Source organism: Cystobacter fuscus (genome assembly GCF_044360685.1).
GTDB classification, from domain to species: Bacteria; Myxococcota; Myxococcia; order Myxococcales; family Myxococcaceae; genus Cystobacter; species Cystobacter fuscus_C.
Window position 1 is genome coordinate 10,764,507 of sequence record NZ_CP043491.1, and the last position, 12,106, is coordinate 10,776,612.

Consider the following 12,106-nt stretch of genomic DNA (forward strand, 5'->3'; position numbering starts at 1 on the left):
GTGTACAGCAGCGAGTGGGTCCCCATGACGAGAAAGCTCGGCCTCAAATGGTTGCCGCTGTTCTGCACCGGGCTTCCCGGCTCAGTGGCTCCTCTTCGACGGCAGCGGCTTGAAGGCAATGCCGTCCAAGCCCAGGCGTTGGTAGGCGCCGGCAAAACGCTCGGTGCAGACGATCACCGTGGAGAAGTCCTCCAATCGAAATAAGTCCAGGTCCCTCTGAATAGTGGTGGCATCCACCAGGAGGTCATCGGGAAGGGGAATACGGCCCCGACCACAGCGCGAGCAGGGCGGTTGATAATGAGGCAGGCAATCCCGGTGCAATCGGCCCGTTGGGAGAATTTGCAGTTCGAGCAACTCGGGCGAGTTGCGCTGGCGGAAACGAACCTCGGTGTGGCACCCCTCGAGTCCTCGCAAGCCCTCCGACTGAAGCTTCACCAGCGCCTCGCGCCGCGCCAGGAGCCACCAGGGATAAGGAGACACCAGCTGCCCGAAACGACCCTGGCCCCTACCCACCAGTGGGCCAAAAGTCGTACCCGGTTCCAACAGCGCACCAGGAGGCAGCAGGGGACGAACCAACTCACACAGCCGTTCGTACTCCTCGATGGGCTCGGGCCGAGCCTTCTCGAAATCGGCCAAGGCGGCCACTGGGGTCAGGTCCACGCATGGATAAGCGAACCCGGCACTCCAGGTGGACTTGCAGACTGGGCAATTGCGAATGCCTGGCAGCTTCCACTTGTGTGCGGCGTCAACGAAGCCCGTGTGCCCCGCGGCTCTGTCCTCGTCAATGGTGAAATATCGCATGCACGTGCTCGCCCCCCTACCGCTCATCGCAAGAGTAGGGCTCGAATGGACCATTCACTCCAAACCGCATCATGAGTTCACCCGCGAACCGCCAGATGTCCTCCGCGTTGGCGATGGTGCGGTTCTTTCTCATGAACTGCCGCCACGCTTCATTCCATTGTCCTCCCTTGGGTTCGCCACTGTGCAGCCATTGGTGGAAACTCCTCGGTAGTCGGATGGTGAAGGCATGGATATCAATATCCCTGCTGCCAAACCATTCGGCCAGTTCCTTTTGCTGCGGGAAGATGTGGTGCTTCTCGAGGGGCTCACGCGGAGGGGAGAGGCACTGGTGGCGGAAGAGCCTGGGCGCGCTCAGCTCCCGCGTCTTCCAATTGTGCCAGGGGATTTCGAATACAGGCTCAACCCCGGAGGGCACGGCGAGAGGATGTCCCCACCAGCGGCTCGCACTGGGACCCGCCACCAAGGGCACGCGGAACATCGGGGCGGGCGCGGGCGCCGGGATCATCGCCTGCGCTAGCCGCACCGGGAGGGCCTCCGCCTCCACCACGTCCTGGCAACGCCAGATGGCGCAGTGCTCCTCGTCACACAGCGGCACCACGCACGTGGCGTCCGCGCGGGCCTCCACCCATGAAGAGGACACGACATCGGGCGCCCCAGCCTCCTCACGCACCATGAGCGCGGAGGAGGCACAGGCGCTCAGCAGCACGCCGAGGAGCGCAAGCCCCACTCTGGAGCGCAGAAAGCTCATGCGACCATCCTACGTTCGCCGCGTGGACATCCCACGCTCGAAAAACGCCCCCGCTCAGCGGAGCTGGAGAAGCACGCGTGCTCCGACTGGAGCACGCCCAGCAGCTCGCGGCGGTGAGCCTCCGACAGCGCCCCGGAGCAGCGGACCGGGGGCCACACGGCCGTTTCGGGGGCGTGCCATTCGTGAATCGCGTTCACAGGTGTTACCCCCCACTGGAAATGTTCGCGCGGGCAGGTGGGCGCTATTTCCCTGGGCGAGTCGGACATCACCTCCACCACCGCCAGAGCACCCGCATGAACCGCACCTTCAACCGAATCGCCGCCTCCCTGTTGGGGCTCTCCTCCCTCCTGGTCGCTCCCGGGTGCACCCATGCACATGCGGACGGGATTGTCTTCAAGAACCAGGGCGACCTGACCTGGGAGCAGATGCTGCCCGAGTTGGGTGGGGACTCGCCCCGTTTCTCCATCCTGCGCGTCGACCCGGAGACCCAGGCGACGACGCTGATGATCGAGTTCCCCCAGGCGCTCTACATCCCGAAGCACACGCACCGCAAGAGCGAGACGCACGTCATCCTCGGGGGAGCGCATGTCTTCGAGTACGACGGCCAGCGCTTCGATGTGAAGGAGCACGGCTACATCTACATGCCCGGCACGTTCGTGCACGAGGCCTGGGTCCCCGCGGGCTCCAAGGCGGTCATCATCCTTGAGGATGGCTGGAAGGTGGATTGGCTCAACGGCGGCCCCGGCAAGGATGACGTCGGCAAGGGCGCCCCCGGCCTGTAGGCCCTCCCCGTTCCACCCAGACACTTTTCCAACCCAAACACTTCTCGACACGAATCTGGAGCGATCATGGACTTGCAACTCAACAAGAAGACGGCGCTGGTCACGGGCGGCACGGCGGGCATCGGACTGGAGATCGCGCGCACGCTCGCGGTGGAGGGGGCCGAGGTCCTCATCACCGGCCGCTCGCGCACGAAGCTCGACCAGGCGGTGGAGGACATCCGCGCTTCCGGCGGCAAGCACATCCGCGGCGTGGTGGTGGATGTGACGGCCGCCGAGGGCCTGCCCCAACTGCGCGACGCGGCGCGCGACGTCGACATCCTCGTCAACAACCTCGGCGCTTATGAGAGCAAGGCCTTCGCCGAGATCTCCGATGACGACTGGCTGTCCTTCTTCAACGTCAATGTGATGAGCGGCGTGCGGCTGGCGCGGGCCTACTTCCCGGGCATGCTCGAGCGGGGCTGGGGGCGGATCATCTTCATCTCCAGCGAGTCCGCGCTCACCATCCCCCCGGACATGATCCACTACGCGACGACCAAGACGGCGCAGCTGTCCATCGCGCGGGGTCTCGCCCAGCTGGCCAGGGGCACTCGGGTGACGGTCAACTCGGTGCTGCCAGGGCCCACGCGCTCGGAGGGCATCGTCGACTTCCTGCGCAGCGTGTCCTCCAATCCCAGCGCCCCACCGGAGGCGATCGAGGCCGAGTTCTTCAAGAACCACCGGTCGGCCTCACTCCTGCAGCGGATGATCGAGCCGCAGGAGATCGCGAGCATGGTGGCCTATCTGGCGAGCCCCCTGTCCGCCGCGACGAACGGGGCCGTGCTCCGCGCCGAGGGCGGTCTCGTCAACACCATCAGCTGAGCAGGGAGCCGCGGGGGGGAAGGACCGGCCGAGCCTTCTCGAAATCGGCCAAGGCGGCGACTGGGGTCAGGTCCACGCGGGGATGCCACTTTGGCGCGTTCCCGGCCCTTCTGTTTCTCTTATACATCCTCAAGGACCTAGAAGAAATATTGGCGACTACTTGAGAAACGGAATCGTCCTGGCCGGATTGGGCGAGCAGCCTCCGTTGAGGCACACCACGTCGAGTTCCGGGTTGATGCCCAGGGCCGGGTTCCTACAGTCGTCGGTCGTGCCGCACGGCACCGCGGGAGACAGGCCCAGCACCCGGTATTCGGCCGTGCAGGAGCCATCACCAAACACCAGCGAGCCCTCGAACGTGGTTCCCGGGGCCGACGGCGAGGAATACACAGACACGTTGCTGAACTGGTAATCCACCGTCCGCGCGGGCAATGGACCGCCGCTGGCGTCCGCCACGGCCTGGGCCTCGATCGAGATCCGGCTGAAGGACGGCGCCAGGCACACGTCCCGGTCGTCCGGCTCCTGGGAGAACGCCGACAGGGCCGTGGCCAGCGCGGAGGCCCGGAGCGAGCCCGTGGGATCCGTCGGGCTCGAGGGATCCGCCGGAGGACTCAGCGTCACCCGGGGCCGCCGGGTGCCCGTCGTGTCGATGTAGGTCGTCAGCGCGACCGCCGCGAGGGGACGCAGGGCCACGGAGGCCGGTGCCTGGGGATCCTCGCTCACGGGGAGCATGTACTTGAACACCCCGAACTGGTCCGCGGTGAGGGTTTCGCACGACCGGGAGACATCCACGGGGTGCTTCGGAATGTAAGCGACCTGCCAGAGCCCGTCCTGGATCTGACAGCCGGGGGAGGGCTGTTGCACGGCGCAGCCAGACAGGCCGCCGGCCGTGCCCACCAGGACCATCAGGGTCGCCATCTGCATGTTCATCGCGCGTCGCTCCAATCCACGGGAGGGCTAGAAGGTGTACCGGAGGCCCAGACGGATCTGCCGCGGGCTCTGGTAGGCGGTGGGTTGTTTGAAGTTCTTGTTCACGTCGTCCGCGGACAGCTTGCCGGCGGGCAGGCCCGTGGCGGGGTCGAGGACGGTGACCTGGTCCGCCGTCAGGGCCCCTCCGGCCGTCTTGCCCCCCGTGATGGGGAGCACGCCCTGAAAGGTATAGGCCTCGTCCACGGCCGTGACCTGCTGGAAGTTGAAGAGGTTGAACACGTCCACGCTGAACGACAGCACGTGCGTCTTGTCCAGGCGGTAATCCACCCCGGCATTCGCATCGAGGGTGTGCACCCACGGCGTGCGGCCCGCGGAGCCACGGGCCAGGATGAACGCCTCGTTGGGGCCGTAGATCGGGTGCGCGCCGAGGTAGCTGATGGGAATGCCGGAGTTGCCGCGGTACGACAGCCCCAGGCTCGCGCTCAGTGCCCGGGAGATGTCGAACTGCCTGGCGCCAAACAGCTTGATGGCATGGGGCCGGTCGAAGGGCAGCAGCCCCACGCGGTTCTCCATCAGCGTCACCAGGTCGAAGTCCGAGTTGAAGTTCGGATCCAGTTGATTGTTCTCCGGGCGGAACAGACCCGAGTAATTGCCATACAGCCGTGACCAGGTGTAGCTCGCCTGCGCCAGCCAGCCCTCGCTGAAGGTGTGGCTGAGGAACACCGTCACCGCGTCGTAGTCGCGCACCCCCTTGGGGAACTCCTGGGCGAAGCCCACGCCCGGGTTGCCCAGGAAGCGCGTGTTGCCCCCATCCCGGCTCATGTCCTCGATGATCAGGTTCATGGAGCGGTGCATGTAGGACGCACCGACGCGGAGGTGGGTCAACAACTCGTACTCGGCGCCCAGCAGCACTTCGTCCGAGGACTGGGGTTGGAGGGTGGGCTCCACCGGCACGAGGTCGGCCTTGCCGCCGGAGTGCAGGAAGCTCGGGTCGAAGAGCGCGGGGCCCGCGTCGCCGTTGAACAGCTCCAGGTTGGAGTCCGCCAGGCAGGTGGCCTGACCTTCCCGCGTCGGGAGGGTGTCCGGATCGCACCTGCCCATGCCCGCGGCATGCTTGGCCACATAGCGCGGCTCGAGCGGGAAGGCGCGGTCCAGCACGTTGATGGGCATCTGCTCGTAGTAGCGCGCGAAGTTGGCGTAGAGCTTCATGCGGCCGTTGGCCAGCGGGTCCACGACCACCCCCAGGCGCGGCGAGAGCTCGTGGGGCAGCGTGAAGGCCAGGTTGCCGTCACCGCCGTAGAGCCATTGGGTGTCGTAGCGCACGCCGACGTTGAGCGTCACACGCTGGCCGATCGTCCAGCTGTCCTGCAGGAAGCCACCCGACGTGTTGCTGCCGGTCACCGAATGCAGGTAGGGCAGGCTGGTGGCCATGTCCGGGCCGGACAGATAGCCAAAGCGGCGGACGTCCACCCAGTTGGCCCCGTTGGTGGCCTCGAGCAGGTACACGGACCCCGAGTAGGCCTTGAGATTCTCATAGCGCAGCAGCTCCACGTCCGCGCCCAGCTTGAACACATGGGTGCCCAGGGCCTTGAGCAGGTAGGTGGCCTTGGCGTTGGCCTGGACGCGGTCCAGCCGGGCCGTGTTGATGTAGCCAGGCCCTCCCGCGAGGTACGAGTACACCGGGCAGGCCACGAGCCCCGTCGTGTCCCCGTTCTGGGTGCACGCCGCCTGGGCCTGGGTGAGGTCGGGCTCGTAGGCGTAGATGGGCCGCGGGGCCATGTAGTTGACCGCCGCCAGGCCCGCCAGGCCCGAGGAGGAATCCACCCGCGAGCCGTCCGAGGGCAGCAGGGACGACGTCTGGTGGAACCAGCCGAGGGTGGCGTCGAGGAGGAGTCTCTTGTCGGCGGAGGAGCCCGCGTACTTGAGCGCGGTGGACGTCGTGCTCGACGCCGCCTCGGTATAGAAGTTCTCGGCGCCGGGGTGGCCAGCGAGGACCGGGGGCACGACGCCCGTCAACGGGTTGATGGAGAGGGTGCCCCGTCCTCCCGTCGTGCTCGGCGTGCCAGAGACGGACAGGGAGAGCTGGTGCTCCGGGTTGAACAAATACGTCAGCTTGCCGAGATACTGCAGGCTTCGCGCCTGGGCGCCGATCCGCCGCACCGAGCCTGGAATCTCCGTGAACAGGTTGATGCCGCGGTCATCTGTCTTCACCACGACCTTGCCCGAGGCGTCGAGTTCCGTCTGGTAGGCGTTGATCGAACGCGTGTGCGTGTAGTGGCTGTAATTGGGAGACACCCCGGCGAAGAACCACAGCTTGTCCTCGAGGATGGGACCGCCGAGGGTGGCACCCACGTCGCCCAGCACGTCCAGGGCGTTGCGACCGGCGATCACCGAGGAGGCGCTGACCACCTGGGTCCGGGTGGCCTCCAGGGCTCCCGGAGTGACGGTGCCGAAAACGGAACCGTGGAACTCGTTGGAGCCGGACTTCGTCACCGCGTTGAGCACCCCGCCCGTGGAGCGGCCGTACTCCGGCATGTAGCCGCCGGTGATGATGTTGATGTCCTGCACGAACTCCACGCTCAGGGGGCTCGCGTTGACGCCGAAGGCGGGATCGTTGTTGGACAGGCCGTCCACCACGTACCCGTTCTCCGGGGAGGTGGTGCCGTTGAGGGACACGCCATACGCGTCGTTCTGGGCGCCCGGCGCCAGTTCCGCGAGGCTCTCGAAGGAGCGGGCGGCGCCCGCCTTGCCGCCCGGACGGTTCACCGCGATGCGCCGGATGAAGTCCTGGTCGACGTTGAGGCCCGTCGCCGTCGAGCCCACGTCGAGGGTCGGCGCCACGCCCTCGAGGTCGAGCGTGAGGGACCGCGAGGCGTTCTCGGGCAGCAGCTCCACGTTGACGCGCAAGGTGCGGTCCAGCCGCAGCTGGATGTCCGAGCGGGAGTAGGGGCTGAAGGCTTCCTTGTCGAAGCGCAGGACGTACACACCCGGTGGCAGTTGGGGAAGGCGGTACTGCCCCTGGGCGTCCGTCACCACCGCCTGTTCCCCTTGGAGCCCAGGCGAGGTGGCCGTGATGACCACGTCCGGAACTGGCTTCCGGGTCTCGGCGTCGAGCACCGTTCCGAGAATCACGCTGTCCGCGCTCGCCACCGTCCCATAGGACAACCCCGCGGCCACGATCGCTCCCGTGGCTCGGAGACTCCGCCTTGCCTTCATGCTGGAACCCCTCGCAACCCCAAAGGAGCGCGAAAATAGCCGAGGCGCACCCGTTGTCACGGTGGATTCTGGCCCTTTGTCGCCTTGCGGCCTTTACTCATGCCGCGAGGTTCCAGTCCTCGTGGATTGAAGTTTTCGTTGCCCTTCAGGTTGGGGCGAGTTCCTGACGCTCAGGCCAGCACCTTGAGGGCGCGGCGGTAGTACGCCAGGCGGCGGGCCAATCCGTTGTAACCGCCGTTGATGCGGCGGGTGAGCTCCCGGAAGTTGCCCTGGTCCGCGTAGCGGTTCAGCTTGCGGCTGGTCCAGAACCACGCGGCCGTGCGGAAACCTACGTCCACCGCGGCAGCGCGCTTCGGGTTGTTTTCCAGGTCGATTTTCAGCGCCTTGCCCGCGGCGCGGTAGTTGCTGCGGCCGGTGAGCTGGATGGGGCCACGGCCCTTGTAGCGCCTGCCATCCCCCTTGTGGATGTTCCCGAGGTCCCTTCGCCCCTCGTAGTCGGCGCCCGAAGCCTGCTCCTCGAAGTAGACGAGCTCGCCGCTCTCGTGCGCGAGCTGCGCCAGGAATGCCGCCTGCCGCTTCCGCGTGGTGATGGCTGCTTCCAACATCGCCTTGTTGAGGTACGGCAGGCACTGCTTCGCCCGCGCGGTGGGCAGGTGCGTCATGATGGCCTGGAGCTGTGCCAGGGTCACCCCGCCCTTCTTCAGCGAAGGCTTCGGCGGGGGCGTCACGCTGCTCACCTTCGCGCCTAGCTTCACGAAGGCCGCGCGCGTCAGGGGTCCGTAGAAGCCGGTGGCTGGCACGCTGTGACTGGCCTGGAACTTCGTGAGGGCCTGCTGCGTCCGGAGGCCGAAGTTCCCCGGGCCCGTGTTCATCTGGGCTTGCGTCATGTGGCCCAGCTTCACCAGCGCGGCCTGGAGCTGCCGCACTTCCGCCCCTTTGGAGCCGCGCTTCAGGTTTCTCGCGGGCAACGCCATACCGCTCAGCGCGCCCATGGGCTTCGACGCGGGTTCCTTAGCCGCGATGTCTTGGGATGACTGTGTATCAAGCAACATGACGTCCTCCTGAAGTCAGATTGATTCTTCACAGACCCAGCTTCTTGAATGCCGCGGTCTTTCACCGCATGTCTGGCGACAATGCTTGTCGAGCCGCGGGAGCAGGCGTCGCCATGATTGCCCTCCTTCTTCAGGTGCCAATCGATGGATGAGCGTGGGCGAGAATGTGACACGCAGCCCGTCTCGCCCTCCTGCGGGCATGAGAGCGTCCGGTCAGCACCCGCCGCCTGCCGGACCTGGCACGGGACCGCAAGGCCGTCAGGACACACGAACCTGCCGGGGGTTGCACGCCTTCACCGCCGACTGGTTCAAGAAGCGCGGCGTCGCCCTCGTGCCACGGATTCAGGCCTGGATGTGCTTCCCTCGGGCGTGGAGGGAGCCCCACTGCCATTGCACGTCATGCACGTGGAAGGCGGAACGGGCTTTCCCGCCAACCCCATCGCGGTCTTCTGACAAGCACGAGCGGGTGTCGTGCAGGGGCACCCCCTCGCCCATGCTGGGGGTCCACCACGTCCAGACGGGCGTGGTTTCCCTCCCGGTGCGGCCGCACCAGCACGGGGAGCACCGGGTCCAACGTCTCAGTGGAACCACCCTCCCCACCACCTTCTCGCCTTCATAAGGCGTTCGCGCGGTAAGCCCACGGACCCAGCGACCTTTCGCTGGGTCGCGCATCCTGGCTCCCAATAAGGAGCAAGCCATGCCGACTCTCTTCGATCCGATCCGACTTGGCGCCATCGAGGCGCCCAACCGCATCCTGATGGCGCCCCTGACGCGGGCCCGGGGCACGCGCGATCACGTGCCCACCCCCATCATGGCGGACTACTACGCGCAGCGCGCCAGCGCGGGGTTGATCATCTCCGAGGCCATTGGAATCTCCCAGCAGGGCCTGGGCTGGCCCCATGCCACGGGGCTGTGGTCCGCCGAGCAGGTCGCCGGCTGGCGCAAGGCCACCGATGCGGTCCACGCCGCCGGGGGCCGGATCGTGGCGCAGCTCTGGCACATGGGCCGGATCGTCCATCCGAGCTACCTCGGGGGTGCACAGCCGGTCTCGGCCTCCGCGACCACGGCGCCCGGCCGCGCGCACACCTACGAGGGCAAGCAGCCCTATGCGCAGGCGCGGCCCCTGCGCCTGGACGAGATTCCGGGCCTGCTCGAGGACTACCGGCGCGCCGCGAGCAACGCGATGAAGGCGGGCTTCGACGGGGTGCAGCTGCACGCCGCCAATGGCTACCTCATCGACCAGTTCCTACGCGACAACTCCAACCTCCGCGACGATGCCTATGGCGGCCCCATCGAGAACCGCATCCGCCTGCTGCGCGAGGTGACGCGGGTGCTCATCGACACGGTGGGCGCGGACCGCACGGGCGTGCGCCTGTCTCCGAATGGTGACAGCCAGGGCGTCAACGACAGCAATCCCGAGCCCTTGTTCGTCGCCGCCGCCCAGGCGCTGTCTTCCCTGGGCATCGCCTACCTGGAACTGCGCGAGCCGCCACTCGATGGCACCTTTGGCAAGGGGGAGCGGCCGCCCCTCGCGCCAGCGATCCGCCAGGGTTTCAAGGGCGTCTTGATCCTGAACTCGGATTACGACCTGGCGCGGGCCCAAGGGGAGCTGGACGCGGGCGTCGCCGACGCCATCTCGTTTGGCCGTCCGTTCATCTCCAACCCGGACCTGCCGCACCGTCTGGCCAGGAAACTGCCGCTCGCCAAGGACAACATGGCGACCTGGTACTCCCAGGGGACGGAAGGCTACGTGGACTATCCCCGCGCCTCCTGATCACGGCCCCCCACCCGCCCGAATCTCTCGGCAAGCCGCCGCCTCCCAGACGGCCGGCCAGAACCCAGGGCGGAGCAAGCGGAGTCCTCCGGAGAATCGCCCGGCGCGCGGTTTATCGTCCGTTTAAAAATGGGGCGTAGGGTCCTTCCCATGGACCCACGCAATCGCCTGAAAATGGATGGGACCGCGTCCTCCGGCACCGCGTCCTTCAAGAGTTTCTTCAACCTGATCGCATCGACGAAGCCCTCGCTGCCCCTGCTCATCACCGCCCTGGTGCTGAGCGTGGGCTCGACGCTGGTGAGCCTCTTCGTTCCGCTCTTCACCAAGAACCTGGTGGATGGCTTCTCGCTCGCCGCCCTCAACTACCGCCAGCTGGCGCTGATCGCCGCGGCCTTCACCCTCCAGGCCGCCACCAGCGGCATCTCGCTCTACCTGCTCACCTTCGTGGGCCAGCGGATCGTCGTCGGCATCCGAGACCGGCTCTGGAAGAAGCAGCTGGCCCTGCCCATCCGCTACTTCGACGCGCACGGCACCGGAGACCTCATCTCCCGCATGGCCAACGACACCGCCGTCGTCAAGGCGCTCATCACCGAGAACCTCTCGAGCTTCGTCTCGGGCATCCTCGCCATGGTCGGCTCGGTCAGCCTGCTCATCTCCCTGAACTGGAAGATGGCCCTCATCATGCTGGTGGCCCTGCCGGTGGGCATCGGCGTCATCGCGCCCCTGGCTCGCAGCATGCGCCGGGTGTCCATGGGGACCATGGACGAGAACGCCCGCTTCACCGCCCTGCTCGCCCAGGTGCTGTCGGAGATCCGCCTGGTGAAGGCCTCCAACGCCGAGAACCGCGAGTACCGCAAGGGCCAGGAGACCGTCGAGCGGCTCTTCCAGTTCGGCCTCAAGGAGGGCCGTGTCCAGGCGCTCGTCGGGCCAATGATGGGTCTGGTGATGATGGGCCTGCTCGTCCTCGTCATCGGCTATGGCGGGCTGCTCGTCTCGTCCGGGCAGCTCTCGGCGGGAGACCTGGTCGCGTTCATCCTCTACCTGATTCAGGCCATCATCCCCGTGGGCCAGCTGACCGCCTTCTTCGTCCAGCTCCAGAAGGCACGCGGCGCCACGCAGAGCCTCATCACCCTGTTGGAGACGCCCGAGGAGAAGCCGGAGGAGGGAGTGCACCTCGAGGCGGCCCGCCTGCCCATCCGCTTCGACCAGGTGAGCTTCAGCTACCTGCCGGGCGAGCCCGTGAGCCGGGAGCTGAGCTTCTGCCTGGAGCCCGGCACCGTGACGGCCATCGTCGGCCCGAGCGGCTCGGGCAAGACGACACTCTTCTCGCTCCTGGAGCGCTTCTACGAGCCGGACTCCGGGACCATCCTCATCGGCTCGAAGCCGCTGCGGGAGTTCTCCCTGGCCTCGTGGCGCCGCCGCATCGGCTACGTCCCCCAGGAGAGCCCGCTCATGGCGGGGACGATCCGCGAGAACATCGCCTATGGCCTCGACCGGGAGCCGAGCGATGAAGAGCTCCTCGAGGCCGCTCGCCTGGCCTATGCCGACGAGTTCATCCAGGGCCTGCCCAACGGCTATGACACGGAGGTGGGCGAGCGGGGCGTGAAGCTCTCCGGCGGACAGCGGCAGCGCATCGCCATCGCCCGGGCGTTCCTGCGCAACCCCGACATCCTCATGCTCGACGAGGCCACCTCCAGCCTGGACAGCACCTCGGAGCACTTCGTCAAGCTGGCCCTGGAGAACCTGATGCGCGGCCGGACGACGCTCATCATCGCGCACCGCCTGTCCACGGTGATCGATGCGGACCTCATCCTCTTCGTGGAGAAGGGGCGGTTGACGGGGCGCGGCACCCACTCGGAGTTGGTGAACAGCCACGAGCTCTACCGGAGCTTCGCCGAGCAGCAGCTCCGCTCCCACGACAGCCGCGTGGCACGCGCCTGACTCGCGG

General features: G+C 66.9%; 9 protein-coding genes. 4 read left to right on the forward strand and 5 right to left on the reverse strand.

Annotated features, from left to right (window positions below; genetic code table 11):
• Nucleotides 1–81 precede the first annotated feature (81 nt).
• Entirely contained in the window at nucleotides 82–801 is a 720-nt protein-coding gene (locus tag F0U63_RS44035; protein ID WP_395840530.1) for a double-CXXCG motif protein, read from the reverse strand.
• Nucleotides 802–817: 16 nt separating this feature from the next.
• On the reverse strand, nucleotides 818–1,549 hold the full coding sequence (locus F0U63_RS44040) for a TIGR02269 family lipoprotein (protein ID WP_395840532.1): 732 nt from the start codon (nucleotides 1,547–1,549) through the stop codon (nucleotides 818–820).
• 293 nt (nucleotides 1,550–1,842) lie between these two features.
• Between F0U63_RS44040 and F0U63_RS44045 the strand changes: the two genes are divergently transcribed.
• Together F0U63_RS44045 and F0U63_RS44050 are read left to right on the forward strand one after the other, a co-directional pair.
• A complete protein-coding gene (locus F0U63_RS44045; RefSeq protein ID WP_395840534.1) occupies nucleotides 1,843–2,331 on the forward strand; it encodes a cupin domain-containing protein in 489 nt (162 codons plus the stop codon).
• Between the two features lie 66 nt (nucleotides 2,332–2,397).
• A complete protein-coding gene (locus F0U63_RS44050; protein ID WP_395840537.1) occupies nucleotides 2,398–3,189 on the forward strand; it encodes an SDR family NAD(P)-dependent oxidoreductase in 792 nt (263 codons plus the stop codon).
• Nucleotides 3,190–3,345: 156 nt separating this feature from the next.
• On the opposite strand, the gene F0U63_RS44055 is transcribed toward F0U63_RS44050, so the two are convergent.
• The 3 genes from F0U63_RS44055 to F0U63_RS44065 all read right to left on the reverse strand — a co-directional run bounded on the left by F0U63_RS44055 (nucleotide 3,346) and on the right by F0U63_RS44065 (nucleotide 8,324).
• A complete protein-coding gene (locus tag F0U63_RS44055; protein WP_395840539.1) occupies nucleotides 3,346–4,116 on the reverse strand; it encodes a hypothetical protein in 771 nt (256 codons plus the stop codon).
• A 27-nt stretch (nucleotides 4,117–4,143) separates the two neighbouring features.
• A complete protein-coding gene (locus F0U63_RS44060; RefSeq protein WP_395840541.1) occupies nucleotides 4,144–7,332 on the reverse strand; it encodes a TonB-dependent receptor domain-containing protein in 3,189 nt (1,062 codons plus the stop codon).
• Between the two features lie 170 nt (nucleotides 7,333–7,502).
• On the reverse strand, nucleotides 7,503–8,324 hold the full coding sequence (locus F0U63_RS44065; protein WP_395840544.1) for a glycoside hydrolase family 19 protein: 822 nt from the start codon (nucleotides 8,322–8,324) through the stop codon (nucleotides 7,503–7,505).
• Nucleotides 8,325–9,081: 757 nt separating this feature from the next.
• On the opposite strand from F0U63_RS44065, the gene F0U63_RS44070 reads away from it, so the two are divergent.
• A complete protein-coding gene (locus F0U63_RS44070) occupies nucleotides 9,082–10,158 on the forward strand; it encodes an alkene reductase (RefSeq protein ID WP_395840547.1) in 1,077 nt (358 codons plus the stop codon).
• Nucleotides 10,159–10,308: 150 nt separating this feature from the next.
• Complete coding sequence (locus tag F0U63_RS44075; RefSeq protein WP_395840549.1) at nucleotides 10,309–12,099, forward strand: ABC transporter ATP-binding protein; 1,791 nt, start codon at nucleotides 10,309–10,311, stop codon at nucleotides 12,097–12,099.
• Nucleotides 12,100–12,106: the final 7 nt, after the last annotated feature.

What these genes read in the sequence shown, in the direction of transcription:
- F0U63_RS44075 (WP_395840549.1), top strand. Translation starts at nt 10,309, where the DNA reads ATGGACCCACGCAATCGCCTGAAAATGGATGGGACCGCGTCCTCCGGC.
- F0U63_RS44040 (WP_395840532.1), bottom strand. Translation starts at nt 1,549, where the DNA reads ATGAGCTTTCTGCGCTCCAGAGTGGGGCTTGCGCTCCTCGGCGTGCTG.
- F0U63_RS44060 (WP_395840541.1), bottom strand. Translation starts at nt 7,332, where the DNA reads ATGAAGGCAAGGCGGAGTCTCCGAGCCACGGGAGCGATCGTGGCCGCG.
- F0U63_RS44070 (WP_395840547.1), top strand. Translation starts at nt 9,082, where the DNA reads ATGCCGACTCTCTTCGATCCGATCCGACTTGGCGCCATCGAGGCGCCC.
- F0U63_RS44065 (WP_395840544.1), bottom strand. Translation starts at nt 8,324, where the DNA reads ATGGGCGCGCTGAGCGGTATGGCGTTGCCCGCGAGAAACCTGAAGCGC.
- F0U63_RS44050 (WP_395840537.1), top strand. Translation starts at nt 2,398, where the DNA reads ATGGACTTGCAACTCAACAAGAAGACGGCGCTGGTCACGGGCGGCACG.
- F0U63_RS44055 (WP_395840539.1), bottom strand. Translation starts at nt 4,116, where the DNA reads ATGAACATGCAGATGGCGACCCTGATGGTCCTGGTGGGCACGGCCGGC.
- F0U63_RS44045 (WP_395840534.1), top strand. Translation starts at nt 1,843, where the DNA reads ATGAACCGCACCTTCAACCGAATCGCCGCCTCCCTGTTGGGGCTCTCC.
- F0U63_RS44035 (WP_395840530.1), bottom strand. Translation starts at nt 801, where the DNA reads ATGCGATATTTCACCATTGACGAGGACAGAGCCGCGGGGCACACGGGC.